The 24645-nt window shown below is 64.7% G+C and carries 23 protein-coding genes and 1 pseudogene; 9 read left to right on the forward strand and 15 right to left on the reverse strand.

Annotated features, from left to right (window positions below; genetic code table 11):
• Positions 1-224: 224 nt before the first annotated feature.
• The 6 genes from CWS35_RS26715 to CWS35_RS26740 all read right to left on the reverse strand — a co-directional run bounded on the left by CWS35_RS26715 (position 225) and on the right by CWS35_RS26740 (position 5587).
• Positions 225-638 (reverse strand): response regulator, encoded by a 414-nt coding sequence (locus CWS35_RS26715; RefSeq protein WP_245438677.1) that lies wholly within the window; start codon positions 636-638, stop codon positions 225-227.
• Between the two features lie 127 nt (positions 639-765).
• Entirely contained in the window at positions 766-2808 is a 2043-nt protein-coding gene (locus CWS35_RS26720) for an HWE histidine kinase domain-containing protein (protein WP_100954713.1), read from the reverse strand.
• 378 nt (positions 2809-3186) lie between these two features.
• Positions 3187-3408: a hypothetical protein gene (locus tag CWS35_RS26725; RefSeq protein ID WP_021078384.1), complete on the reverse strand. Its 222-nt coding sequence runs from the start codon at positions 3406-3408 to the stop codon at positions 3187-3189.
• Positions 3409-3428: 20 nt separating this feature from the next.
• The gene (locus CWS35_RS26730) at positions 3429-3659 is read right to left on the reverse strand and encodes a hypothetical protein (RefSeq protein ID WP_024583359.1); all 231 of its coding nucleotides are present in this window, start codon (positions 3657-3659) and stop codon (positions 3429-3431) included.
• A 284-nt stretch (positions 3660-3943) separates the two neighbouring features.
• Positions 3944-4462, reverse strand: coding sequence for a transcriptional regulator LdtR (gene ldtR / locus CWS35_RS26735; protein ID WP_024583358.1), 519 nt, complete (start codon positions 4460-4462; stop codon positions 3944-3946).
• Positions 4463-5125: 663 nt separating this feature from the next.
• The gene (locus CWS35_RS26740) at positions 5126-5587 is read right to left on the reverse strand and encodes a DUF6163 family protein (RefSeq protein ID WP_024583357.1); all 462 of its coding nucleotides are present in this window, start codon (positions 5585-5587) and stop codon (positions 5126-5128) included.
• Positions 5588-5772: 185 nt separating this feature from the next.
• On the opposite strand from CWS35_RS26740, the gene hemB reads away from it, so the two are divergent.
• The 3 genes from hemB to CWS35_RS26755 all read left to right on the forward strand — a co-directional run bounded on the left by hemB (position 5773) and on the right by CWS35_RS26755 (position 8415).
• Positions 5773-6837, forward strand: coding sequence for a porphobilinogen synthase (hemB, locus tag CWS35_RS26745; RefSeq protein WP_100954715.1), 1065 nt, complete (start codon positions 5773-5775; stop codon positions 6835-6837).
• A gap of 161 nt (positions 6838-6998) precedes the next feature.
• Positions 6999-7553 (forward strand): RDD family protein, encoded by a 555-nt coding sequence (locus tag CWS35_RS26750; RefSeq protein ID WP_100954717.1) that lies wholly within the window; start codon positions 6999-7001, stop codon positions 7551-7553.
• 85 nt (positions 7554-7638) lie between these two features.
• Entirely contained in the window at positions 7639-8415 is a 777-nt protein-coding gene (locus tag CWS35_RS26755; RefSeq protein WP_024583354.1) for an arginyltransferase, read from the forward strand.
• A 7-nt stretch (positions 8416-8422) separates the two neighbouring features.
• Here the strand turns inward: CWS35_RS26755 and CWS35_RS26760 are convergent, their stop codons facing one another.
• Positions 8423-9796 (reverse strand): Nramp family divalent metal transporter, encoded by a 1374-nt coding sequence (locus CWS35_RS26760; protein ID WP_024583353.1) that lies wholly within the window; start codon positions 9794-9796, stop codon positions 8423-8425.
• 121 nt (positions 9797-9917) lie between these two features.
• On the opposite strand from CWS35_RS26760, the pseudogene CWS35_RS26765 reads away from it, so the two are divergent.
• The 4 genes and pseudogenes from CWS35_RS26765 (at position 9918) to CWS35_RS26780 (ending at position 14834) form a co-directional block, all read left to right on the forward strand.
• Positions 9918-11047: pseudogene (locus CWS35_RS26765) on the forward strand (PspA/IM30 family protein).
• Positions 11044-11706, forward strand: a complete 663-nt coding sequence (locus CWS35_RS26770; RefSeq protein ID WP_100954719.1) for an OB-fold-containig protein — start codon at positions 11044-11046, stop codon at positions 11704-11706. The pseudogene CWS35_RS26765 and the gene CWS35_RS26770 overlap by 4 nt, the downstream one beginning before the upstream one ends.
• Positions 11707-11709: 3 nt before the next feature.
• A complete protein-coding gene (locus CWS35_RS26775; RefSeq protein ID WP_100954721.1) occupies positions 11710-13455 on the forward strand; it encodes a flotillin family protein in 1746 nt (581 codons plus the stop codon).
• Between the two features lie 137 nt (positions 13456-13592).
• Complete coding sequence (locus CWS35_RS26780; RefSeq protein WP_100954723.1) at positions 13593-14834, forward strand: MFS transporter; 1242 nt, start codon at positions 13593-13595, stop codon at positions 14832-14834.
• Positions 14835-14887: 53 nt separating this feature from the next.
• Here CWS35_RS26780 and CWS35_RS26785 read toward each other — a convergent pair whose 3' ends face one another.
• From CWS35_RS26785 to CWS35_RS26795, 3 genes are all read right to left on the reverse strand, one after another.
• Positions 14888-15397, reverse strand: coding sequence for a hypothetical protein (locus CWS35_RS26785; RefSeq protein WP_100956681.1), 510 nt, complete (start codon positions 15395-15397; stop codon positions 14888-14890).
• A 5-nt stretch (positions 15398-15402) separates the two neighbouring features.
• A complete protein-coding gene (locus CWS35_RS26790) occupies positions 15403-16239 on the reverse strand; it encodes a phytanoyl-CoA dioxygenase (RefSeq protein ID WP_245438679.1) in 837 nt (278 codons plus the stop codon).
• Positions 16240-16468: 229 nt separating this feature from the next.
• A complete protein-coding gene (locus tag CWS35_RS26795; protein ID WP_100954725.1) occupies positions 16469-17722 on the reverse strand; it encodes an adenylate/guanylate cyclase domain-containing protein in 1254 nt (417 codons plus the stop codon).
• A 175-nt stretch (positions 17723-17897) separates the two neighbouring features.
• Between CWS35_RS26795 and CWS35_RS26800 the strand changes: the two genes are divergently transcribed.
• The gene (locus CWS35_RS26800) at positions 17898-18089 is read left to right on the forward strand and encodes a hypothetical protein (protein WP_100954727.1); all 192 of its coding nucleotides are present in this window, start codon (positions 17898-17900) and stop codon (positions 18087-18089) included.
• On the opposite strand, the gene CWS35_RS26805 is transcribed toward CWS35_RS26800, so the two are convergent.
• Positions 18090-18968 carry a DMT family transporter gene (locus tag CWS35_RS26805; RefSeq protein ID WP_100954729.1) on the reverse strand — a complete coding sequence of 293 codons (879 nt, stop codon included), beginning with the start codon at positions 18966-18968 and terminating at the stop codon, positions 18090-18092.
• A 78-nt stretch (positions 18969-19046) separates the two neighbouring features.
• Here CWS35_RS26805 and CWS35_RS26810 point away from each other — a divergent pair, with 78 nt between their 5' ends.
• Positions 19047-19868 carry a helix-turn-helix domain-containing protein gene (locus CWS35_RS26810; RefSeq protein ID WP_100954731.1) on the forward strand — a complete coding sequence of 274 codons (822 nt, stop codon included), beginning with the start codon at positions 19047-19049 and terminating at the stop codon, positions 19866-19868.
• A 53-nt stretch (positions 19869-19921) separates the two neighbouring features.
• On the opposite strand, the gene CWS35_RS26815 is transcribed toward CWS35_RS26810, so the two are convergent.
• From CWS35_RS26815 to CWS35_RS26830, 4 genes are all read right to left on the reverse strand, one after another.
• Positions 19922-20902 carry a cation diffusion facilitator family transporter gene (locus tag CWS35_RS26815; protein ID WP_100954733.1) on the reverse strand — a complete coding sequence of 327 codons (981 nt, stop codon included), beginning with the start codon at positions 20900-20902 and terminating at the stop codon, positions 19922-19924.
• Between the two features lie 171 nt (positions 20903-21073).
• A complete protein-coding gene (gene parC / locus CWS35_RS26820; protein ID WP_024583343.1) occupies positions 21074-23329 on the reverse strand; it encodes a DNA topoisomerase IV subunit A in 2256 nt (751 codons plus the stop codon).
• 72 nt (positions 23330-23401) lie between these two features.
• Positions 23402-24148 (reverse strand): DNA repair protein RecO, encoded by a 747-nt coding sequence (gene recO / locus CWS35_RS26825; RefSeq protein ID WP_100954735.1) that lies wholly within the window; start codon positions 24146-24148, stop codon positions 23402-23404.
• A 105-nt stretch (positions 24149-24253) separates the two neighbouring features.
• Positions 24254-24634 carry a hypothetical protein gene (locus CWS35_RS26830; protein WP_024583341.1) on the reverse strand — a complete coding sequence of 127 codons (381 nt, stop codon included), beginning with the start codon at positions 24632-24634 and terminating at the stop codon, positions 24254-24256.
• Between the last annotated feature and the right edge of the window lie 11 nt (positions 24635-24645).

Below are 24645 nucleotides of genomic sequence, written 5' to 3' on the forward strand. Positions count from 1 at the left end.
CCGATTCACCCGATCGTGGGGCTCCGGCACACGTGCGACGGTGCGCGTTCACGCGCTCAACTTCCCGGACGCGATCGGAACGGCTACGGCTCGCCACGTTCAATTCCGTCGAACGCCAGGAATGACCGGACGAACGGACGCTGCGGCGCGTCGTGTTGCAACAAGACAAGGCACCGACTTCACGCACCTGGTGCGGCCTTGCCGACAGCCGAGCGCAATATGAACTAGGCGGTTGCAGCAAATGCCCTGATCATGCCCACCAGGTGATCCGGATCATAGGGCTTGGCGAGGAACCGGCCGCGGACGGGCAGTTGTTCGGGTGTCAGCGCGATCTCCGCAGAGACCACGATAATCTCGACGGGCGGCCATCGTTCGCGAATGGCCAACGCAAGCTTCAAGCCGTCCATTGATCCCGGCATGTCGAAATCCGTCACCACCACGGCAATGTCGTCGCGCTGTTGCAGCAAGGCAATCGCCTGGTCGGCATTGCTGGCTTCGAGCGTGTCAAACCCGGCATCAGAAAGGAAATCCGCGGCTGCAATCAGAAGCAGCGGCTCGTCCTCGACGATACAAACGAGAACCCGCGCCGCCACTTTTTCAGAGGAACGCCCTCGCTTCATGCTGCGCCACTGCTTCATGCTGCGCCACTAGAGCGCGACGAGACAAGATTGAATCGGCATGGCCGTTGCGGCTCCTTTGCATATTGTCGGCGCAAACGCCGCGCTGGTGGCAAGAAAAGCCGCTTCACGCCTTCCGGATCATGCCTTAGTTCTCGGTCACGAGTGCAAGAGGCGCACGAAACTCAGCGATAAAGCCCGAAGACGTATAATCCAGCATGCTCTCACCGGTTCCTGCAAGGCCCATGCGAATTATGCGCGAGCCCATGCCTTCGACAGCCGGCTTCGTGGCTGGAGGCCCGCCGGTCTCCTTCCACGTCAGGACGACCGCCGGCTTCGGTGCGGCATGGTCGATCCACCAGGTCAACGTGACTCTTCCTCGCTCGATCGACAACGAGCCATGCTTGACCGCGTTTGTGGCAAGTTCGTGCAAAAGCAACGACAGCGACAGCACGGCTTTTGGTCCAAGCAGGATATCGGGACCATCGATTGCCAGTCGCGCCGAATCCACGTGCAAGGACAGCACGCTTGCCACGAGCGTTTTGATGCGCGCCGCGGACCAGCTCTGTTGCAGCAGGACATCGTGCGCCTTGCTCAACGCCAACAGGCGCTGCCTGAATCCGTTTACCGCCTCCTTGTCGGCCGCGTGCTTCAGCGTCTGGGCAGCGATCGCCTGGACCAATGCAAGGGTATTCTTCAATCGGTGGCTGAGTTCCTGATTGAGCAGGCGCTGCTGGGCCTCGGCCTGCACCTTGGCAAGACCCGCATAGGTGCGGTCGGCCACAGCATAGGTAAAATCCAGCTCCTGCTGATTCCAGGTGCGTGGCTCTGCGCTGTGAGCAAACATCAACCCAACCAGTTCACTGGACCTGAGCAGGGGTACGACGATCTGCGCCTGGACCCCGATGTCCCGATAGGTTGCAAGGTCGGCTTCGAGCCAACCTGCGGAGCGGATGTTGGCGACGGCAAGAGTATCGCCATAACGGATTCGATCGATCGTCGCTTTGAACTTCGACAGCGCCAATTGTCCGGTGATGCTGGCGACGTTCGATCCAGTCCAGTCGCGTTCGACGTCGAAAGTATCGGCGGCGGCGTCGACAGCCGCGTAGCCGGCACGCGCGACCCTGAGCGTTTCGCCGAGCGCGCGCGATGCGGTGGCGATGATCGCTGCCGTCGTGGTGGCGTCGCGAATATCATCACCGAGCTTGAGAAGCGCGGCCTGCCGCTGCTCCGCCAATTTTCGCTCGGTGACGTCCTGATGCGTTCCGGTAAAGCGACGTGGCTCGCCGTCCGCGCCATACACGAAGTTTCCCCGCCGCTCGACCCAGCGTACGGCACCGTCGCCGGCACGCTTGATCCGATACACCGCCACGGAAACGGCGGAGCCATCGCGGCGCATCTCCGCGTTCGACGCCAGTTTTGCATCCGCGGCAAGCACCAGCATCTCCAGGTCGGAAACTTTGTGGAGTTCCTGTTCCTGAACACCGAAAATCTTGCAGCTTTCGGCCGACAACCGGATGGTATCGGTTGCAATATCGACGTCGAAGGTGCCGATCTGGCCTGCCTCCTGCGCTTGCTGCTGGCGGACACCTTCCGCCTGAAGTCGCTGATTGAGGGTTTCGCTAGCGCGGGCCCGCGTTTCGATTGCTCTTTGTGACTGCTGTTGCGCAACCAGGACGTCGTCACGGATATCGACGCCGCGACGCAGATTGAGCAGTGCCATCACCTGCCGTGCCAGCGCTTCGATCGCAGCCGTCTGAGGTGCAGTGAGTCCACCCGGCCGCGGCTTGTCATCGATCACGCACAGCGTTCCGAGGACGGCTCCTTCCGGAGAGGTCAGCAAGGCGCCAGCATAGAAGCGCAGCCAGGGTTCTCCGATCACCAGCGGGTTGTCCCTGGTGCGATCGTCGAGGGTGAGGTCCGGAATGATGAGGGTCGATCGCTGAACCACCGCATGCGCACAGACCGATTGGTCGAGCGGCGTTTCCGTGATCCCGAGCCCAATGCAGGCCTTGAACCATTGCCTGTCACGTTCAACGAGGCTCACCAGCGCGATCGGCGTATCGCAGATACCCTTGGCGAGCGAGACGATATCGTCAAAAACGGCTTCAGGCGGCGTCTCGATAACCTGATAGCGCTCGAGCACGGCAAGGCGGGCATCATCTTCGATTGGACTAGAGGGCGCAAGCATTCGAGGTCGATCGGGTAAGCGGTGACGGCAATAGACGCCACTTTAGTGGGCGCCGTGATCTTTTCAACAGACCGCCTTTTCATGAGAATATTGCGGGCGGGTCACGTGAATTGCCGTGTCCGGCGCCACCTGACACCCGGCCGGGCGAAATGACGAGAGAATGGAAGTCTCCCTTGGCATTGAGCTGCCCGACGGCGGAAGCCCTCTTTTCAAAAATATTCTGCTTATCGGAAAATCAGACGGAGCGAGGCGCAAAGCTCGGGCAAATCCTGTCGCGAGCATGCGGAGATGTGTTCTGCAAGCGACGCAGCATACTCAGTGTCCCGGCGAAGGCCGGGACCCATAACCACAAATGGTCGGCCGCCTGCCGCGGCGGCCCTACAGCCCGGTATAGCCGGCCTTGACATGGTCGGTGCTGCCGTCGAGCTGGCGCAAATACGTCAGTCCGCACACCGTCAACCTGTGGGTATCGCGCTCGCCGGCCTCGAACAGCGTCTGCACGTACTCCGTCACCTTCGCCCGCGCTTCGTCGCTCGCGGCGGACGTGCGGTTGAGCAGCAGATCGTATGTCTGCATGATGCGATCGATAGCGGCTTCCATTGAAGTCTCCGGGTTGACGCTCAGGCGACCACCAGCGTCTCGGCCTCGAATTTCGCGATCGCCCTGTTGGCGAGGCGGAGGCGATTCAGTTCACCGCGCTGGAACAGCTTCACGATGATGCCGAGCAGGCGCTCATTGGTGGCGAAAGTGTCGGGGATGACGCCGGATTTGCGCAGATAGTTCGAGGCGATCGCGTAGGCGTCACCGACGACCTCGACGTTCAGCACCTCGACCCCGCGTTCGACCAGCATGTCCTGTCTCTCTATCAGAGCGTTTTCAAGCGAAGTGGGTACCGGTTCGCGTGAAGAAAACGCGTCCAAATAAAAGCAACCGAACGCGATGAGATCCGGATCGGGTCTCATCGCGCCGGGCAACAGATAAAGCGCAGGGAACACGTTGGTTCCTCGTCGGAGCCGACTTATTTTCGCAGATGCAGCATGAAAAACGCATCGGTCGGGCATGACCGATGCGCTACTGGAGGGGCTGCCGGTCTTCTGAAGCGGCCGGCTTGGCCATCAGGCGAAGAAAGGACGGCTCAGAGGCGATACAGGATCTGGTCGGTCCAGAACCGCTCGAGGCGATGCAGCGACTTGTTGAGGCTCGCGAACTCCTCGTTCGAGATGCCGCCGACCTGCTCCACCGTCTTGACGTGCTTCTGATAGAGCGCATCGACGATCTTGCGCACTTCCTGGCCCTGCGGGGTCAGACGGATGCGAACCGAGCGGCGATCGACGCGCGAGCGCTGATGATCGAGGAAGCCGAGCTCGACGAGCTTCTTCAGATTGTAGGAGACGTTGGAGCCGAGATAGTAGCCGCGGGTGCGCAGCTCGCCGGCGGTCAGTTCCTTGTCACCGATGTTGTACAGGAGCAGCGCCTGCACCGAATTGATGTCGGCGCGGCCACGACGATCGAACTCGTCCTTGATGACGTCGAGGAGCCGGCGATGCAGCCGCTCCACCAAAGTCAGGGCTTCGAGATAGAGCGGCTGCACCGGAGCTTGACCGGCAGCGCGATCGGCGGCGTCCGCCGCCGTTGTCGCAACGGCTTTCATCATGACACTTCCCCTGTTTGTCGTTTTTATCGACTTTATTCGACGAAACTTGTGTCCCGCCTGATAGGTCCAACGTAAGGGGGCCGTTTGAATATCCGCTTAAATAAGAGAATAAAGAGATCATGAATTTAAGACAGTGAATCGTGGATTAAGCCCATGGATCAAGGGCTTTTCGCAACTTTTCATTGACGGTGCGGGGCCGCTGTTCACGCTTCGTCTGCCACCCCTGTCACATTCGGAAACAGCTTCGTTCGAATTCGAAACGGTGGCGTAACGGGTGTGAGGGAACCCTTACTGGTGACTGATCGGTTACCGGAGAATTGTCCGAAAATTTTTCGGGATGACAGCGCGGGATCTACACGCGATGGGCGTGGCGGCCCTCATTCGCGACCGCCTCATGGACCGGCTCCGCCGTCGGCCAGCGCAAAGCCGGCCGGCGCATGCGCCGAGATCCGGAGAAAATGGGTCCCGACGGCAGGTCCCGCAGAGGCGCGCCCGTGGCGGGGCGCCTCGAAGGGATGCGATCCATGGGCATCCACGTAGCAGAACCAGCAGCGCTGTCTTCTCGTTGCGCGCACGACCACCCTATATTGGCAGCAGCAACCCGCTATTCGTCGTGCTGTCGCTGCGATGCAACAGTGCATCGGGCGAGCATTGCACGCGATGCTATGGGGGACGTTCGCGCGCCGACATCCAGGCCAGCGCGAGGTAAGCCGCGAGCATCAAGGCCTCGAGCCCGACCACGGTGAGGCTGCCGCCATAGATGCTCGGAAACATCAGCTCGATGACCGCCATCGACACCACGGTGGTCAGCCACACCACGGCGCCCCAGGGCGTTGCGAGCCAGAGCCCGACCGCGGCGACGAGTTCGATGACCGCGAAATAGACCGTCGCGGTCTGCCAGGCCATCGACTGGTTCTCGAAGGCCTCCTCCTCGCCGCCGACGAAGCCCGTCACCTGGGCCCAGTGATAGAGGCCCTTGGCGACCGACACGACGGCCATGATGCGCAGGAAGATGACGAGACGGCGCGTCCAGACATTCTCGTCCGGTTCGATCCGGTCGGACGAGATCGCGCTGACCGAGATGGCGCTGTCGCGCGCCTGATCGCGTGCAGAGGTGTCAGACATCCGAATCGCCGCGCAACGGCTGCAAGCTTGGGTTCATGGCCGCAGTCTTGGCCCGCCAAGGCGGTAAAATCAATTGCCGTTGCAGCAAATCAAGGGCGCGACGGGCGCAATGACGGCGTCCCTGCGAGGTGCTAGAACTGGACTTATATCAGGTCCAGACCAGCCGTCCCCGAGGAGAGGAAGTCATGGCGATCAAATTCGGCCGCCCGATCGAACTGCGCGATACGCCGCGGCGCCAGACCGAGGCCCTCGCCTCCCCCTCGCTCGACCTCACGATCCGGATGCGCCGCAACCGCAAGTCGGAATGGGCGCGCCGCCTGGTGCGCGAGAACGTGCTGACCACCAACGACCTGATCTGGCCGATGTTCGTGGTCGACGGCCACAACACCCGCACGCCGGTGGCCTCGATGCCGGGCGTCGATCGGCTCACCGTCGACCAGATCGTCCGCGATGCCGAGCGTGCGGCAAAACTCAATATCCCCTGCATCGCGCTGTTCCCCTTCACCGAGCCGGCGCTGCGCGACGAGCAAGGCTCGGAAGCGCTCAATCCCGACAATCTGGTCTGCCAGGCGGTGCGCGCGATCAAGAAGGAATTCCCCGATATCGGCGTGCTCTGTGACGTCGCGCTCGATCCCTTTACCAGCCACGGCCATGACGGGCTGATCGAGGATGGCCGGATCCTCAACGACGAGACCGTCGCGGTGCTGGTGAAGCAGGCGCTCACCCAGGCCGAGGCCGGCTGCGACGTGATCGCGCCGTCGGACATGATGGACGGCCGCATCGGTGCGATCCGCGAGGCGCTCGACGACAACGGCTTCGGCGACGTCCAGATCATGTCCTACGCGGCGAAATACGCCTCCGCCTTCTACGGCCCGTTCCGCGACGCGATCGGCTCGGCCAAGACGCTGACCGGCGACAAGCGCACCTACCAGATGGACAGCGCCAATTCCGACGAGGCGCTGCGCGAGGTCGAGCTCGACATCGCCGAAGGCGCCGACATGGTGATGGTGAAGCCGGGCATGCCCTATCTCGACATCGTCCGCCGCGTGAAGGAGCATTTCGCGATGCCGACCTTCGTGTACCAGGTGTCCGGCGAATACGCGATGATTGCCGGCGCCGCCGCCAATGGCTGGATCGACGGCGAGCGTGCGATGATGGAAAGCCTGGTCGGCTTCAAGCGCGCCGGCGCCGACGGCATCCTGACCTATTTCGCCCCACAGGCCGCCGAGAAGATCAAGGCGGAGAGCTGACGTTTGCGAATGGCGATTCGACCTCGTGCCCTCTTCGCTATTCGCCACGCCCGATTCGCCATCATTCCTGCGAACATTTCGGCTAGTTAATGTTCGGCCGGACTTGGCAGGCGAGCCTCCTGTTCCCATGTCCTGCGCGGGACTTTCATCGGAGGTTGGTCATGTCCTACGGCAATGACGGCGGCAACTGGCGCAATGATGCCTGGCGCAATGACGGCGGCGTTCCCCCGCATGCGTTCGATCCGTTGATGCAGCCGGATCTGTTCCGCGGCGTGCTGACGCGACGTGTCTTTGCCTTCCTGATCGACCTCGTCGTGCTGTCGGCGCCGGTGATCCTCGCCGTGCTGTTCATCGCGGTGTTCGGCATCGTCACGCTCGGCCTCGGCTGGGCGCTGTTCTGGCTGGTCTCGCCGGCCTCGATCGTCTGGGCCATCGTCTATTACGGCGCCTCGATCGGCGGCCAGCACTCGGCCACCATCGGCATGCGCGTGATGGATCTGGAACTGCGCACCTGGTACGGCGCGCGTGGCTATTTCGTGCTCGGCGCCATCCACGCGGTGCTGTTCTGGGCAACGGTCTCATTCCTATCGCCGCTGGTGCTCCTGATCGGGCTGCTCAACGGCCGCCGCCGGCTGCTGCACGACATCATCCTCGGAACCGTCATTATCAACAGTTCGGTCCGGACCCAGATATCTCCGGCGGCGCGGGCCTATTAGGCCCGCCTAAACCAATTGACCGTTAGCCTCCGGGGGGCGATGCTAGCTTGGCTGCCTGTCTAGTTGTGGAGCCTGACGATCTGACGTGACCCAGCACTCGCGTGATACCCCCCAGTTTTATCTGACGGCGCCCTCGCCCTGCCCGTATTTGCCGGGCCGACACGAGCGGAAGGTTTTCACGCACCTGGTCGGCGACAAAGCGGGCGACCTCAACGACTTGCTGACCCATGGCGGCTTCCGGCGCAGCCAGTCGATCGCCTACCGGCCGGCCTGCGACCAGTGCCGGGCCTGCGTCTCGGTCCGGGTGGTCGCCAACGAATTCCGCCCCTCCCGTAACTTCCGCAAGGTGCTGGCCCGCAACGCCGACATCATCGGCGAGCAGCGCACGGCGGTGCCGACGTCAGAGCAATATTCGGTGTTCCGGGCCTATCTCGACCGCCGCCATCGCAACGGCGGCATGGCCGACATGACGGTGCTGGACTACGCGATGATGGTCGAGGACAGCCATGTCGAGACCCGGATCATCGAGTACCGCAAGCGCAATGCCGACAGCGCCATCACCGGCCGCGGCGACGAACTGATGGCGGTGGCGCTGACCGACGTGCTCAGCGACGGGCTGTCGATGGTCTATTCGTTCTTCGAGCCGGGGCTGGAAAGCCGCTCGCTCGGCACCTTCATGATCCTCGATCACATCGCCCGCGCCCGCCGGCAGGGCCTTCCTTACGTCTATCTCGGCTACTGGATCGAGGGCTCCAAGAAGATGGACTACAAGGGCCGCTTCCTGCCGCAACAGCGGCTCGCCCCATCGGGCTGGCTGCGTGTCGACGCCACTGGCGAAGGGCTGGCAGAACCGCAGGACTAGCCCTCAGCTAGGTCCCGAGCAGCGTATCGTAAAGCAGCTTCACGTTCAGGATCACGATCAGCCCGGCGACGATCCATGCCGCCACCGCAACCGGCATCGAGATCGCGAACGCGCCCATCTTGCGCTTGTCGGACACGAAGCGCACCAGCGGGATCACCGCGAACGGCAGCTGCATCGACAGCACGACCTGGCTGAACACCAGAAGCTGCGCGGTGCCGCTCTCGCCATAGAGCGCGGCAACCACGATGACCGGGATGATCGCGATGCCGCGGGTCACCAGCCGTTGCAGCCAGTCCGGCAGCTTGAGGTCGAGGAAGCCCTGCATCACGATCTGGCCGGCCAGCGTCGCCGTCACCGTGGAATTGAGGCCCGACGCCAGCAGCGCCACGGCGAACAGCGTCGAGGCGATGCCGAGCCCGAGCAGTGGCGACAGCAGCTCGAAGGCCTGGTCGATCTCGGCGACATCGGAATGGCCGCTCTTGTGGAAGGTCGCGGCCGCCAGCACCAGGATCGCGGCGTTGACGAACAGCGCCAGCATCAGCGCGATGGTGGAATCCGTGGTCGCCCATTTGATCGCGTCGCGCCGGCCGTCCTCGGTGCGCGGATAGGCGCGGGTCTGCACGATCGATGAATGCAGATAGAGGTTATGCGGCATCACGGTGGCGCCGATGATGCCGATCGCGATGTAGAGCATCTCCGGGTTGGTGACGATCTCGCGCGACGGCATGAAGCCGCCAAGCACGCCGGCGATCGGCGGCGCGGCAGCGGCGATCTGCACCGCGAAGCAGACCGCGATCACGATCAGCAGCGCGATCACGAAGGCCTCGAGGAAGCGGAAGCCGCGGTTCATCAGGAGCAGCAGCAGGAACGCGTCGAGCGCCGCAAGCAGCGCACCGCCGATCAGGGGAATGCCGAACAGCAGTTTCAGCGCGATCGCGGTGCCGATCACCTCGGCAAGGTCGCAGGCGATGATCGCGGCCTCGCAGGCCAGCCACAGCAGCAAGTTCACCGGTCGCGAATAGGTCGCACGGCAGGCCTGCGCGAGGTCGCGATCGGTGGCGATACCGAGCCGCGCCGAAAGCGCCTGCAACAGGATCGCCATCAGATTGGAGAGCAGGATGACCGACAGCAGCGTGTAGCCAAACTTCGATCCACCGGCGAGATCGGTGGCCCAGTTGCCCGGGTCCATGTAGCCGACCGAGACCAGATAGCCCGGGCCAGCAAAGGCCAGCAGCCGGCGCCACCACACACCCGAGGTCGGTACCGCGACGGTAGCGTTCACCTCCGGCAGGCTGCGGGCATGCCCGGAATCACCCCGCCAGCCGCCTGACGTGGCATTCGGAAGGGAAACGGAAGGCATTTCAGGAGTCCGGGCATCCATCTTGCCAAGATGGCCCAAGTCACCCGTTATTGCAACTCACTTGCAACTGCATCTGGGCTCACGAAAATGATACCGGGAGAGCAGCTTGTAAAGTACTGAGGAAGTGCTTTACGTTAGAAACATGATCAAGCTGCCCGTCGAGACGCCGACCGCAACGCTGCGCTACGCCCTCGCCCCCGACCCGTCGGGCATCGAGGCCATCGAGGCGACCTTTGCGGCCTATGACCGGATGATGGCGATCCTCGCCGAGGTCGCGCCGGTCGGCGCCAATCTGGTCTCGTTGCACGCCCAAGCCTACGAGACGATCCGCAAGGAGACCGGCCTGCCCGCGCGGCTCGTGACACTCGGCCTGCGCGACCGCGCCAGCTACATCGCGGACACTGCCGTCCGCCGGATACCGCTCGACGACAAGTTGTTCGCGATCAAGGGCCCAACTTCACTGACCATTAGCACTGTCAGCGGACGCGTCTTGGTGCCGTTCGACGTGCCGGGATATGTCTCGGGCTGGGAAAGCCCCTTCCCGGCGCATTTGATCTCGGATGGCCGCGGCTACGAAATCCACATCGCCGTCAAATCCAAATCAGCACCACCGGAGGAGAAGACCATGCTTCACGAAGGCATCCTTGCGCGCATGGGCCGGCTTCTTGCCGCCATCGCGAGCCAGACCATCGACAATGTCGAGAACAACAACAAGGTCGCGCTGGTCAAGCAGGCGATCCGCGAGATCGACGCCGGCGCCGACGAAGCGCGCTATGCGCTCGGCAAGTCGCGCGCCGAAGAATTCCGTTTGAAGAAGCGGCGCGAGGAACTGGATACCGAAACGGCCAGCCTGAACGAGAAGATTCGTCTCGCACTTGCGGAAAATCGCGAGGATCTCGCGCGCGCCGGCGTCGCACGGCAGATTGATCTGGAGTCGCAGGTGATCGCGCTGGAACGCGCGATGGATTTCATCGAGCTCCAGATCGATGAGCAGACCAAGGCGCTACAGGCCATGCTCGGCGCGCGGCGTGAAGCAGAGAATAGATTAACCGATCTCGAACAAAGCCTGCTGCGTGAAGCCAAGGACGAAACCAGCCGGGGGCATCGACGACCAATACATTGAGTGCTGAACGCGCCATGGCAGCGATCGCCCGGGTCACCGGTGTTCCCGCTTCCAGCGTGCTCGGCGACAAGGAACTTGACGAACTCGATCGCCTGCACCGCGAAAAGGAAATCGCGGCGCGGCTTGAAAGGATCAAGTCAGACAAATGAGTGCAGTTGGCGACATCCTGCTCGCCCCGGACGTGCGGCCCTTCGCGGTCGCGGCTGCGATCATGGTGGCACTTGGCGGCATCGAGCTGCTGACCACCATGGTCGGACTTTCGATCAGCGAACTCATCGGCAAGGATTTCGCGGTCGAGGCCGAGAGCCACAACGCTCTCGGTGGCCTGTTTCTCTGGATCAACGCCGGGCGGCTTCCCCTCCTGATCCTGATCATCCTGGTACTCGGCATATTCTCGATCGGAGGCTTCCTGCTTCAGGGCCTGGCGCATGCCGCAGGCGCCGCGATCCCGGCCCCGATTGCCGCAGTGGTTGCCGCCGCGGGCAGCATCCCGGTGATCAGAAACACCAGCCGCGGCCTCGCCCGCATCATTCCGCGCGACGAGAGTTATGCTGTCAGCGACAGCGACTTTGTTGGCAAGGTCGCAACCGTGTCGGTCGGCCCGCTCGATCAGGGCCTGCCCGGCAGGGTCCGTCTCAAGGATGTCTTCGGCAATTGGCATACCGTCTCGGCGCGTGCCAGCGCGGAGTCCGAGGCACTACCGGTCGGCGCCAGCGTGCTGCTGGTCGATCGCGATGCCAAGAGCTTCATCGCGATTGCCGCTCCCGCCGACCTCGTCGAACAACGACACTCTTCCAACAGGGCATAACACATGTGGGAACTTGCTGTACCCGTCGCCATTGGCGTCATCGCCATTCTCGTTATCGGTCTGCTCTTTGCAAAGCTCTACAAGCGCTCGACGCGCGACGAGGCCTACGTCCGCACCGGCCTCGGCGGCCAGAAGGTGGTGCTTGACGGCGGCTCACTGGTGCTGCCGATCTTCCATTCCACCGCCGCGGTGAACCTGAAGACGTTGCGGCTCGAGGTCGCGCGCGGCGGTCCGGACTCGCTGATCACCAAGGACCGCATGCGCGTCGACATCGGCGCCGAGTTCTACCTGCGCGTCAAACCCGACTCGTCCTCGATCGCGCTGGCCGCGCAGACCCTCGGCAACCGCACCAACGACGCCGCCGAGCTGCGCGAACTGGTCGAAGCCAAGTTCGTCGACGGCCTGCGCTCGGTCGCCGCGACCATGAACCTGGAGGAATTGCAGGAGCAGCGGGCGACCTTCGTCAAGGCGGTGCAGGACGCGGTCGGCGCCGACATCCAGAACAACGGCCTCGAGCTGGAATCGGTGTCGCTGACCCGGCTTGACCAGAGCGACATCAAGCATTTCAACCCGAGCAACTTCTTCGACGCGCACGGTCTCACCACGCTGACCAAGATCACCAAGGACCGTGAACAGGAGCGCAACCAGATCGTCCGCACCACCGAGGTCAATATCGCTCAGCAGGACCTGGTGGCGCGGCAGACCACGCTGACGATCGAAAGCACCAAGCGCGAGGCCGAACTGGCCCAGCAGCGCGACATCGCCAACAAGACCGCGGCGATGCGCGCGCAGACGGCGCAGGTCGAACAGACCGCGTTGCAGAACGAGGCCGAATACCGCATTCAGCAGGAGCTCGCGGTTGCCAACAAGCAGACGGAGGCCAACCAGGCCCGCGACACCCGCAAGATCGAGGCCGATCTCGCGGTCAAGCGCCGCAACACCGAGATGGAGCGCGACCTCCAGATCGTCGCGCAGGAGAGCGCGATCGCGGTTGCCGCCAAGAGCAAGGAGCAGTCGGAAGCCCAGACCATCGCCGAGACCGCGCGGGCGGTTGCGATCGCCGCCGAGGAAAAGGTCACCACCGCGCGCGCCACCGAGATCGCCGAGCGCGACAAGATCATCAACGTGATCGCCGCGCGCAAGGCGGCCGAGACCGACGCCATGCCGATCACGGTCATGGCCGAAGCCGAACGCCAGGCCGCCGCCAACAAGGCGGAAGCCACCAACGTGCTCGCCAAGGCCGACGCGGCGGCCGCCACCACCCGCGCGGCCGGTGTCAAGGCGCTCGGCCAGGCCGAGGCGGAAGTGGCGACGATGAAGGCGGAGGCGCGCAACAAGCTCAGCGCCGACATGATCGCCTACGACCTCAACGTCGCCCGCATCAACGTGATCCCGAGCGCGCTCGCCGAGGCGGTGAAGCCGATCGAGAAGATCTCCGACATCCGGATCTTCGACACCGGCAGCATGCTTGGCCGCGGCGGCAACGGCCATGCCAATGGCAATGGTGGTCTCGGGCTTGGCGATGGCCTCGCCGCGCAGTTGCTGTCGGTCTCGGCGTTCAAGCCGATGATCGACAAGATCCTCTCGGAGGCGGGCTTCCCGGCCGGCCCCGATGCGCTCACCAGCCTGACCAACGCGCTGGCGCAGCGCAAGGCTGAAGCCGCCGCGGAGCCCGCAACCGGTGACGACGGCCGGCCTACCACGTTGGTTGGCACCATCACCGGCCAACTCGCGCCGACGCCGCAATAACGCGATCGTGTTTGATATCACCGACAAGGCCCGCCGATTCCGGCGGGCCTTTGCTTTTTGGGTTGTCGGGAAACGGGTGGGATCGGACGTCTTCCAACCACACACTATGGACAGATCGAATTGCTAAGGATTCCGCCATGTCTGCCGATACGCCTCGCCTGCCGGCCACCTTCAATCGCCTGGCCTGGTCCAACCTCGCCGCGCAATCGGCCGAGCAGATCGCGCTTGCGGCCGCGCCCATCGTCGCCGTGCTGGTGCTCGGCGTCGGCGAAGGCCAGACCGGCCTGTTGCAAACCGCCCTCACGCTGCCCTTCATCCTGTTTGCGATTCCCGCGGGCCTGCTCGCCGACCGGGTGTCACGACGCTGGGTGATGGCAAGCTCCGAAGCGCTGCGCGCAGCAGCGCTTGCTGCGATCCTGGTGTTGCTCTGGTTCGGCGCGATGACGCTGCCGCTGCTCGCGCTGCTCGGCTTCGTCGCGGTCTGCGGGACGGTAGCCTACAGCGTCGCCGCCCCTGCGCTGGTGCCGTCGCTGGTGACAGCACAGCAATTGCCGGCGGCCAACGCCCGCATCGAGCTGGCGCGCACCGTCGCCTTTGCCAGCGGACCGGCACTCGGCGGCGTGCTGGTCGGCTGGGTCGGCGCTGCGCCTGCGTTCGGCTTTGCCGCGGCGCTGTCGGCGATCGCGGTCGTGCTGCTCGCCGGTCTCTACGAGCCGGCGCGTGCGCCCGCCCCGCGGCGTCATCCGATGCAGGACATCAGGGAAGGTGCGGCCTTCGTGATGCATCATGCCCTGCTGCGGCCGGTGTTCATCACCCAGTTCATCTTCAACACCGCATCCTTCCTGCTGCTCGCGGTGTTCGTGCCCTATGCGGTGCGCCATCTCGGGCTCAGCGCCACCGGCGTCGGCACGACGCTTGCGATGTATGGCGTCGGCATGGTGGTCGGCGCGCTGTTCGCAACCCGGGTGATGAAGCGGCTGGCGTTCGGCACCGTGATCGGGCTCGGCCCCGTCACCGGCCTGGTCGCCTCGCTCGTGATGGCGCTGACCACCTGGTTTGCGACGCCGCTGCTCGCCGGCCTCGGCTTCTTCCTGCTCGGCGTCGGCCCGATCCTGTGGGTGATCTCGACCACCACGCTGCGCCAGTCGGTGACACCGCCCTCGCTGCTCGGCCGTGTCTCGGCAATCAACATCATGAGCTACGGCGCCCGCCCGCTCGGCTCCGCGCTCGGCGCCATCGTCGGTGGCCTCTATGGTGCCGAAGCCTGCCTGTATCTCGCGGCTGCGATCTTCGCCGCACAGGCGCTGGTGATCCTGATGTCTCCGGCAGTGTCGCTGACGCGGCAGCCCGACATGGTCGGCGAGCCGGCGCGCTGCTGAACGATTGTCATCGCAAGCAGCCGGCCATGACCGGCTCCTCGTGACGACCGTGTTTACGCCGACGTCAAACGTGCGCAGACCAACTCGACGCAGCGCTCAAGCGGAAGCTCGGATGTATCGAGCACTTCATACCCTGCCTCGTTCGCCTCTCTCCGCAGATATCTCGCCCAGTTCATCATCTCCGGGTTGGCAAGTTCAGGCTGCGCACGCTCCGTAATCAGACGGTGCGCCCTGATCGCGTCGTCGCAATCCACCAGGATCACGCGAGCGTCCTCGATGCCAAATGCTAGCAAGCCCTCGCGCACGAAGGCCAGCCGCATTTGCCCTTCGAACAGCACCCGGTGATGTTTGCCACGCAGCGCCGCGACCCGCTCCATCCAGGCCAGCGTCATCGCGCGTTGCCACGCGCCATCCGGCCCCCACGCCCGTCTGACTTCAGGCGGAGGCACGCCAATGCTGTCGAAGTGCAGCACTTCGGCCAAATCGGGTCGCCTGATCCTGATCGACTCGGCGATGGCAGTTTTTCCGGAGCCGGACGCTCCGCTAAGGATTACCAGACGCATCGCGATCACCCCCGCCCTTCCTGCAACGCGAGGCGGATCGCGATTTCGACCGGCGAATAGCGGCCATCTTCCCGGACGAGCCTGAACGGCTCCGTTGGCGCGAGCGGAGGCTGCGCCAGAAAGCGCGGCTCCGTGCCACGATGCATCTGTGCAGCGTGCACGAGGAAGGGGTGGCACAAATAGACCGTGCCGGCCTCACCGGTCGCCAGCGCCTCGGGACGGTCCAGCGCCGCGCCCAATTGGTCGAGCTCGACGTGAGACAGGCCCGCATCGCCAGCCGGTTCGAGTGACCGCGCGATGTCACGATGCGATCCGACCTTGATGCGCGTGGGCGCGTCGCACGCGCCCACGTCGGAGAGCAGAAACAGCATCAGCAGCGCACGCCCGCGCGAGGTGACATTCGCCCGCCGGGACGAGAAATCACTAGCCACGCTGCGAAAGCCCGCGTCGATATGCCAGCCGGCATCGCCCGGATCGTGCGGACTTGGAAATCGCACCGGAAACGTTCCGAGGTTGGGTCGTGGGAGCCAGCGCCCCTTGCCGACCAGTTGATCGAACGCCGCGTGGAGCATGGGTGTGTTGGCGGCCTGCTCGAACGGCTCATCGCCGTAGTGACCCAGCCGGACGACCGGCCGCGTCCAGGTCACCGGATCAGCGGGATCGCACGGCAGATCGCGCCACAGGATAGCGCGGCATTGGTCGGCAAGCGCCCGGGGAAAGGCCCGTTCAAACCGGACAAATCCATCCTGGATGAATTGCCGTATCTGCGCGTCGCCAAGGGCGCGCACGGGTTCGTCGTCGCAGGGTGACATGAAGTCCTCAAATCGTTCGGCCAACGACATTGGTCTGCGCGAAGCAGAACAGTCGGGCTCATTCGGTCCGGAGAAATGCGTCAGGCCGTGCGGCCATCAGCACATTCGTCTTCCAACCGCTTGGAAAAGCGGTGCCGTCACAGGCTCAGGAAGAAGACCGATGCGATGTTGAGGGTACGGATCATCATGGCGGTCCCAGTTTACACCGCACAACCTTGGATTGGCAACAGAGCCATGGCATCAAGCCCTGCCTGTCACCCTAGCTCGCCAGATAGCGCTCATACTTGCCGCCGACGACCTCGTCGGCGGCAACCGCCGGATCCAGCGTGTAGAGGTCCTGCGCATGGCCGATGCCGCGCAACACGAAGCGGCCGGTCGAGACCAGATAGTTGCGGCCGGCGGCATCGAGCCCGGCGCGAAACGCGGTCGAGGTCAGCAGGTCGCGATCGACCGAGGCGCACATCGAGGCGATCCGGCTGACTTCGTTGACGGCAGGCCCGACCACCGTGAAATCCAGCCGGTCCTGGCTTCCGATATTACCGTAAAACACCTCGCCGACATGGAGCCCGACATAGGCCGAGGTGGTCGGCTGTCCGTCGGTGGCACGGCGGGTGTTCAAGGCGTCCATGTTGTTGCGGAAGGTGTGTTCGGCCCGCAGCGCCGCGCGCTTGGCGCCGGCCAGGTTTTCGCCGGTGAACATCGCCAGCACGCCGTCGCCGATCAGCTTCAGCACCTCGCCGCCGGCATCGTGGATCGCGTCGATCGAGGCCTGCGCATAGTCGTTGAGGAACGGAATGATCTCGTCCGGGCCGATGCGCTCGCTGATCGCGGTCGAGCCACGCACGTCGGAGTACCACAGCACGGCCTTGATCTTCTCGGTGATGCCGCGCTGCATCCGTCCGCGCAGCACCTGCTCCGCGGTCTCGCGGCCGAGATAGACCCGCCCGAGCGTGCGGGCGATCTCGACCTGCGCGGCCGATTTGATCGCGAGCCCGAGCACCGGCACCAGGTCGCGCAGCGCAGCCATATGGCTCTCGCCGAAGCCGTCCGAGTGACGGGTGGTGTAGTAGGAATAGAAACAGTCCATCTCGCCGATCGTGCCGGCCTCGCCGAAGCGGTGCACGAAAGCGGCGAAATGCTTGTGACCCTTCTCGGCGAGTTCGCCGATCATCGAAAAATCGTGCGAGCCGTTGAGGTCGATCACCATCTCGTCATGGCCGTTTTCGAGCATGTGATGGAACGCCGACCTCCGCCAGGTCTGGCTGGCCTCGCCGGTGCTGGTCGAGCCGTACTCGAAGATGTCGGCCTCGTTGCTCACGCCGTCGTTCCAGCGGAAGCCACGCCCCTCGAAAATCGGATGCAGGGTATCGATGAACACGATCGCCCGCGACAGCGGCATGCCGGCGGCCCGGCAGCGCTCGCAGAAGCCGCGCAGCAGGTCGTTTTCCGGCAGGCCAGTCAGGCCCTGGCGGACCAGCCAATTCATGAGGCGCAAGCGGGGCGTCAGTTCCATCAGCTGATTATGCCGGGCAATCGGTGCGGGAGGAAGGGCTTGTCGTCGCGTGACAGATGCGGACGCCAACGCGGCATTGCAAGGGCTGCTCCGCCTCACCATTTCGCGCGGAACAGCGCGGCCGGATGGCTGCAATTCCGCTTTCCTTTGGCTCAGCCATCGCGCACAACAGCGCATGGACAACGACCCCGGTCAGCCAAGCCCGATCCGACGCCTGATGCAATGGGCGATCACGCCGCCACAATCCTACGGGGTCTATCTTGGCGGCCTCATCCTGGTGTTCGCCCTGTCGTTCTACGCCGGCACGCTGAGGCCGAAGCACCTGCCTGCCCCGTCGGTGACCGCACCATCCGCCCCGCGTAGCTGATCAGGCCGATTTGCGCTCCGACGTCGCGATCCAGATCCCGGCGAACACCGCGATCAGGCCGACGACCAGATTGGCGGTGATCGGCTCCCCGACCAACTGCCTCGCCAGCAGCCCGGCGGCGATCGGATTGACCGTCATGGTGTTGGCGACACGGGTCGGCGACGCCCGCTCCAGCGCGAGCACCCACAGGATGAAGGCGAGCGCGCCGCCGGCTATCCCGAGATAGAGCCCCGCGATCCATTGCGGCGTGCCGAAGTCGCGCAGCGTCGCCAGGCTCCCCGTGCACATGCCCACCGCCGCAAGCGCAGCCGCACCCGCGCCCATGCCCACGGCGAGGAAGCCGAGCGCGCTGGAACGGCGGATCAATGGCCGCGACAGCACGTTGTAGAACGCCATGCAGAGCACCGCGGCCGCCATGATCAGTTCACCGCGCCACGCCCCCGCCGGCGCCGCCGACAGCCCGGAAGCCAGCGCAGCCGCCACCCCGAGCACCGCGATCGAGACCCCGATCGATTTCCGCATCGTCAACGGCTCGATGCCGAGCACGGCGCCGACCACCATGGTGGAGAGCGGCAGCGTCGCCAGCGCAAGACTGGCGCGGGCCGCCGTGGTGTAGGTCATCGCGATATTATAGAGCACGAAGAAGACGCCGAAGAAGGCGATGCCAAGCGCGGCCACCGCAAGCCAATCCTCGCGCCGCGGCCACTTCGCGCCGAGCAGGACCGCGGCGGGAAGCACGCACAGAAAGCCGATCGCCCAGCGCAGGATGGCGAGCGTGACCGGATCGGCATTGCCTGCCAGGTAACGCGTGATCGCCGCCGCCGTGCCGCCGAGACAGCTCGAGACCAAGGCTATCGCAACGCCGATCCACTCGCCCATCCGGCCCTCATGCGCTTCGAACTGGCTTGTGGCATCTTGCCCGGGGAGATCGTTCCGGCAACTACTTCACAGGTACTCATGTCGCAGCAGCACGATTTTGCCGCCAGCTTGCGCGAATGGCGGAAGCGAAAAGGCCACTCGCAGCTCGAGCTCGCCGGGCGCGCCGATATCTCCCAGCGCCATCTCAGCTTCCTCGAACTCGGACGTGCCGCACCAAGCCGCGACATGGTGATCCGACTCGCCGCGGCGCTCGAGGTGCCGTTGCGCCAGCAGAACGCGCTGCTGGTCGCGGCCGGCTTCGCGCCGGTGTGGCGGCAAACCGACCTTGCCGCGCCGGAGCTCGCCCAGATCCGCCACGCGCTGGATTTCATCCTGGCGCAGCAGGAGCCGTTCCCTGCGGTCGTGGTCGACCGGCACTGGAATCTGTTGCTCGCCAATGCTGGCGCAGTGAGGCTGGTGGAATTCCTGGTCGGACCGCTGGAGCCCGGCGCCCCCGTCAATCTGGCCGACGCTCTGGTCGCTCCCGGCGTGCTGCGGCCCTACCTCACCAATTGGGCCCAGGTGGCCGGCTACTTCATTCGCAGCGTCGAGGCCGACGCCGCGAGTGACGGCACCACCGCGACGGCGCAATTGCTCGAGCGCCTGCTCGCCTATGACGGCGTCGCGGCGGCGTTGGCGGCGCCGCCAGCGGGCTTCGCATCGGGACCGGTGCTACCGATGCTGTTTCGCAAGGGCGATGTCGGCCTGCAACTGTTCACCACGATCGCGACGCTGGGGACGCCGCAGGACGTCACGCTACAGGAATTGCGGATCGAGAGCTTCTTTCCGATGGACGACGCGACCGCGCGGCTGTTTCGGGACTGGTCAGAGGCGAGCGGCATCGAAGCGCCTCGGTCATAGGTTCCGGCGACATTTCGACCTGACGCTCTCGCGAGGACTTGGCGGCGCCCCGGCTACACCATCTCGGCCGGCGCCAACCGGCAGGTCTCGCTGCTGATCTCGACCTGCAACGTCGCGTGATGAATGCTGAAGCGCTCGGACAGCTCCGCGCAGACGCGGTGCAGGAAGATATCGTCGTGTCCGCCGGGCCGCACCAGATGCGCGGTCAGCGCGGTTTCGCTGGTGCTCATCGCCCAGATGTGCAGGTCGTGCACCTCGGTGACGCCCTCGAGCGCGGCGAGATAATCCCTCACCTGTTTGAGATCGATCCCCTTCGGCACCGCGTCGAGCGCGAGGTTGACGCTGTCGCGGGCGAGTTCCCAGCCGCTGATCAGCACGACCACGGCGATGACCAGACTGATCGCCGGATCGATCCATTGCCAGCCGGTCGCCATGATGAGCAGCGCGGCAACCACGACGCCGAGCGAGACGCCGGCATCCGCCGCCATGTGCAGATAGGCGCCGCGGACATTGAGGTCGCTGTGGCGGCCGCGCATGAACATGAGCGCGGTGCCACCATTGATCAGGATGCCGAGCGCCGCAACCCAGACCACGGTCCAGCTTGCCACCTCGGCAGGCTCGCGGAAGCGGTTGATCGCCTCGACCGCGATGCCGCCGACCGCGATCAACAGCAGCCCGGCATTGAACAGCGCCGCCAGGATCGAGGCGCGGCGATAGCCATAGGTGTGAGTGTCGGTTGGGCGCCTGCCGGCGAGCCACGCCCCACCCCAGGCCAGGAGCAGCGCGATGACGTCGGAGAGATTATGGACGGCGTCGGAGATCAGCGCCAGCGAGTTGGCGGAGTAGCCGAAGATCAATTCCGCGATGACGAAGGCGGTGTTGAGCGAGGCGCCGACCGCGAAGGCGGTACCGAAACTGGCGGGCGCATGGCTGTGCCCGGCATGGGAATGTCCCGCGTGGGAGTGGCCGCCGTGGGAATGTCCATCGTGGGAATGACCACTATGGTCGTGGTCATGATCGTGATTATGCGCCATGGCAACCGCCGTCCGAGTTCGTCGGCGACGGTTATAGCGCGGCAAAATGTGGATACTATCACACCGCGCAACTTGAAGGCGCAGCCGTAGGCCGGATCAGCCAGCGGCGTAATCCACCGTCCATGACGAGACGGCGGGTTACGGCTTGCGCCTAACCCGCCCTCCACAGTGTTACTCCACGCCGCGGTTGAACTTGTTCGACTTCGGCAGGCCATGGGCGAGCCGGCCGGCATCGGCGCGGTTGCCGCGCCAGTCGGCCAGTTCCTTCATGGTCATGCTGTGCTCGCGACCGGCGGAGTCCTTCCAGGTCAGGCCGGTCTTGGCATCGAACACCGCGACGTCGGACAGCTCCGAGCTGGTATACTTTTGCAGACGCACGCCGCGGCCGCGCGCCATCTCCGGCACCTGGTCGAGGCCGAACAGCACCATCTTGTGGTTGGTGCCGATCACCGCAACGGTATCGCCGTTCACGGTCGTGATCGCGCGGGCCTCGTTCGGCATCTCGACATTGAGCACCTGCTTGCCCTTGCGGGTGTTGCCGACGCAGTCCTCTTCCTTGACGACGAAGCCCTGCCCCTCGCTGCTCGCGACCAGGAACTTGCGCTCGCCCTTGTTGACGAACAGCGAGATGATCGCGGCGTCCTGCTCGAGGTCGATGAACATGCGGATCGGCTCGCCATGGCCGCGGCCGCCCGGCAGCTTGGCGACGTCGAGCGAGTAGAACCTGCCGTTGGTGGCGAACAGCAGCAGCTTCGAGGTGGTCTCGGCAAAGAACGAGTGCTCGAGCTTGTCGTCGGTCTTGAAGGTGAGCCCCGAGAGATCCTCGACATGGCCCTTCAGCGTCCGCACCCAGCCCTTCTCGGAGATCACGACGGTGCACGGCTCGCGCTCGACCAAGGCTTCCTCAATCGCGGCGAGATCGTGCTCCGGCGCATCGGCGAAGGTGGTGCGGCGCTTGCCGAGCGGCGTCTTCGGCCCGAACATGTCGCGGACCTTGCTGACCTGCTCGCCGACCTTGGCCCATTGCTCGGTCTCGGAGGCGAGCAGCCCCTCGATGCCCTTCAGCTCCTTGCGCAGATCCTTGTCCTCGGTGCGGATCTCCATCTCCTCGAGGCGGCGCAAATTGCGCAGGCGCATGTTGAGGATGGCCTCGGCCTGGATCTCCGACAGCTTGAAGGTCTTCATCAGGACCGGCTTCGGCTCGTCCTCGGTGCGGATGATCTTGATCACCTTGTCGAGGTTCAGGAACGCGATCAGCTGGCCGCCGAGAATTTCGAGCCGGTGCTCGATCTGCCCCTTGCGGAAGTTGGAGCGGCGGATCAACACGTCGCGCAGATGGTCGAGCCATTCGCGCAGACATTCGGCAAGACCGACCACTTTCGGGATGCGGCCCTTGATCAGCACGTTGAGGTTCAGCGAGATCTTGCTTTCGAGTTCGGTGAGCCGGAACAGCGACTCCATCATCAGCGCCGGATCGACGGTGCGCGATTTCGGCTCGATCACGAGCCGGACGTCCTCGGCCGACTCGTCGCGCACGTCGGCAACCAGCGGCAGCTTCTTCTCGTTGATGAGATCGGCGATCCGCTCAACGATCCGCGACTTCTGCACCAGCCACGGGATCTCGGTGACGACGACCACCCAGGTGCCGCGCGCGCCCTCCTCCTGGACCCAGCGCGAGCGGGTGCGGAACGAGCCGCGCCCCGTGGTGTAGGCCTCGACGATCGCTTCCTTGGAATCGACGACGATGCCGCCGGTCGGGAAATCAGGACCCTTGACCCATTTCAGCAGCGCCTTCGACTTGGCGTCGGGCTTCTCGATCAAGTGCAGCGCGGCGTCGCAGAGCTCGGCCGCGTTGTGCGGCGGGATCGAGGTCGCCATGCCGACCGCGATGCCCTGCGCGCCGTTGGCCAGTAGGTTCGGGAAGCCGCCCGGCAGCACCACCGGCTCCTTCGACTGGCCGTCATAGTTGAGGCGGAATTCAACGCCGTCCTCGTCGATGCCGTCGAGCAGCAGCCGCGCGACATCGGTCATGCGGGCTTCGGTGTAACGGTAGGCGGCCGGATTATCGCCGTCGATATTGCCGAAATTGCCCTGGCCGTCGACCAGCGGGTAGCGCGAGGAGAAATCCTGCGCCAGGCGCACCATGGCGTCATAGATCGCCTGGTCGCCATGCGGATGGAACGAGCCCATCACGTCGCCGACGATCTTGGCCGATTTCTTGAAGGCCGCGCGCGGTTCGAGCCCGAGCAGGTCCATGCCGTAGAGGATGCGCCGGTGCACCGGCTTCAGCCCGTCGCGGGCGTCCGGCAATGCGCGATGCATGATGGTCGAGAGCGCATAGGCGAGATAGCGCTCCTCGAGCGCGTCGCGCAGCGGCACCTCGTGAATTTCGGCCGGCTTTTCCGGCGGTATCTGTCGTTTTCCCATGGGGAGGCGTTAAACCCTGGCGGTGAATCGGGCAAGCCGCGAATCACCGCGAATTTAGGTTGCGAATCAGGCTTACGGAACCGTCGACCGGCTCCGCCGCCTTGTCACGGCGTTGATAAATCCGTCGCGGGCATCGGAGTGCCCCTGGCCGCGCGGCTCCAGCACGTGGCGGAGCAGGAACAGGCCGGTGATCTGGAAGCCGTCGAGCAGATCCTGGTCCGACAGGCTGTTGCCGCCCTCGCCTTCGCGCAGGAACGCCGGCAGCGGCAACAGCCGGTCGCGCCACGGCTCGCCGGCCGCGCGGGACACCGCGCCGCCGGATTTCGGCGACACATAGATCAGGTCGGTGGTCGTCCCCGTCGCCGCGCAATTCTCCAGGTCGAGCCCGAAGCCGAGCTCGGTCAGCATCGCGAGCTCGAACCGGATCACATGCACGGCGGCAACGACGGCGTCCTCGAAATCGTCGAGCGTCCCCTCCAGCATCTGGTAGATGTCGTCGTGCGGATCGCGCTCCGGCAGCAGCCGCGCCAATGCCCCGAGGTGCGTGACGCCGTAGACCGCATGCGACGAGGCCAGCAACGTCGCGGCACGCAGCCGCGTGCCCTCCAGCGCATACATTCCGAGATGCTCGTCGAGCCGTGCCCGCCATACCGCGGTGACGCTGTTGCCGGGCTGTAGCAGCGGGCGCATCCGCGAGCTGGCGCCGCCGCGCACCAGGCCGAGATGGCGGCCGTGCTCCCGCGTCAGCAGCTCGACGATGGCGGAGGTTTCGCCATGCCGCCGCACCCCCAGCACGATGCCTTCGTCGGTCCACTCCATGTGGCGAACGTATCACTGTAGGGCGGATTGGCGCAGCGTAATCCGCCGATATCGCCAAGCAGTCGCGGCGGGTTACGCCTTCGGCTAGCCCGCCCTGCGCTTCCCTTACGCGTTGAACCAGCCCTGCGCGTCGCCGGTGAAGGAGTAATACAGCCCGGCCGTGGTCAGGAAGCAGGACACGATCTCGATGGCGCTGTCGATCTCCAGACCCCTTTCGCCGATCACCTGCACCAGCGAGATCACCGACAGCACCAGCATCGCGGCGAGCGCCCAGCGCGGCCAGTTCTTGCGGTGCCGCGCGGCGAGCCGCACGAAATACACCAGGAGCAGGATCATGCAGCCGGCCGTCAGGGTCTCGCCCATGATCACCTGATCGGTCCTGACATCGGTCGGCGTGCGGTCCTGGAACGCCACCGACAGCGCGTCGAGGGTCAGCGAGAGATAGAGCAGCACCTCAAACCACAATACATTTCTGGGCACGTTCATTGCTCTGGACA

The organism is Bradyrhizobium sp. SK17 (assembly GCF_002831585.1).
In the GTDB taxonomy this organism is placed as follows: Bacteria; Pseudomonadota; Alphaproteobacteria; order Rhizobiales; family Xanthobacteraceae; genus Bradyrhizobium.

Coding starts and splice junctions, on each gene's coding strand:
- CWS35_RS26715 (WP_245438677.1), bottom strand. CDS start 638: ATGAAGCAGTGGCGCAGCATGAAGCGAGGGCGTTCCTCTGAAAAAGTG.
- CWS35_RS26720 (WP_100954713.1), bottom strand. CDS start 2,808: ATGCTTGCGCCCTCTAGTCCAATCGAAGATGATGCCCGCCTTGCCGTG.
- CWS35_RS26725 (WP_021078384.1), bottom strand. CDS start 3,408: ATGGAAGCCGCTATCGATCGCATCATGCAGACATACGATCTGCTGCTC.
- CWS35_RS26730 (WP_024583359.1), bottom strand. CDS start 3,659: ATGCTGGTCGAACGCGGGGTCGAGGTGCTGAACGTCGAGGTCGTCGGT.
- ldtR (WP_024583358.1), bottom strand. CDS start 4,462: ATGATGAAAGCCGTTGCGACAACGGCGGCGGACGCCGCCGATCGCGCT.
- CWS35_RS26740 (WP_024583357.1), bottom strand. CDS start 5,587: ATGTCTGACACCTCTGCACGCGATCAGGCGCGCGACAGCGCCATCTCG.
- hemB (WP_100954715.1), top strand. CDS start 5,773: ATGGCGATCAAATTCGGCCGCCCGATCGAACTGCGCGATACGCCGCGG.
- CWS35_RS26750 (WP_100954717.1), top strand. CDS start 6,999: ATGTCCTACGGCAATGACGGCGGCAACTGGCGCAATGATGCCTGGCGC.
- CWS35_RS26760 (WP_024583353.1), bottom strand. CDS start 9,796: ATGGATGCCCGGACTCCTGAAATGCCTTCCGTTTCCCTTCCGAATGCC.
- CWS35_RS26770 (WP_100954719.1), top strand. CDS start 11,044: ATGAGTGCAGTTGGCGACATCCTGCTCGCCCCGGACGTGCGGCCCTTC.
- CWS35_RS26775 (WP_100954721.1), top strand. CDS start 11,710: ATGTGGGAACTTGCTGTACCCGTCGCCATTGGCGTCATCGCCATTCTC.
- CWS35_RS26780 (WP_100954723.1), top strand. CDS start 13,593: ATGTCTGCCGATACGCCTCGCCTGCCGGCCACCTTCAATCGCCTGGCC.
- CWS35_RS26785 (WP_100956681.1), bottom strand. CDS start 15,397: ATGCGTCTGGTAATCCTTAGCGGAGCGTCCGGCTCCGGAAAAACTGCC.
- CWS35_RS26790 (WP_245438679.1), bottom strand. CDS start 16,239: ATGTCGTTGGCCGAACGATTTGAGGACTTCATGTCACCCTGCGACGAC.
- CWS35_RS26795 (WP_100954725.1), bottom strand. CDS start 17,722: ATGGAACTGACGCCCCGCTTGCGCCTCATGAATTGGCTGGTCCGCCAG.
- CWS35_RS26800 (WP_100954727.1), top strand. CDS start 17,898: ATGGACAACGACCCCGGTCAGCCAAGCCCGATCCGACGCCTGATGCAA.
- CWS35_RS26805 (WP_100954729.1), bottom strand. CDS start 18,968: ATGGGCGAGTGGATCGGCGTTGCGATAGCCTTGGTCTCGAGCTGTCTC.
- CWS35_RS26810 (WP_100954731.1), top strand. CDS start 19,047: ATGTCGCAGCAGCACGATTTTGCCGCCAGCTTGCGCGAATGGCGGAAG.
- CWS35_RS26815 (WP_100954733.1), bottom strand. CDS start 20,902: ATGGCGCATAATCACGATCATGACCACGACCATAGTGGTCATTCCCAC.
- parC (WP_024583343.1), bottom strand. CDS start 23,329: ATGGGAAAACGACAGATACCGCCGGAAAAGCCGGCCGAAATTCACGAG.
- recO (WP_100954735.1), bottom strand. CDS start 24,148: ATGGAGTGGACCGACGAAGGCATCGTGCTGGGGGTGCGGCGGCATGGC.
- CWS35_RS26830 (WP_024583341.1), bottom strand. CDS start 24,634: ATGAACGTGCCCAGAAATGTATTGTGGTTTGAGGTGCTGCTCTATCTC.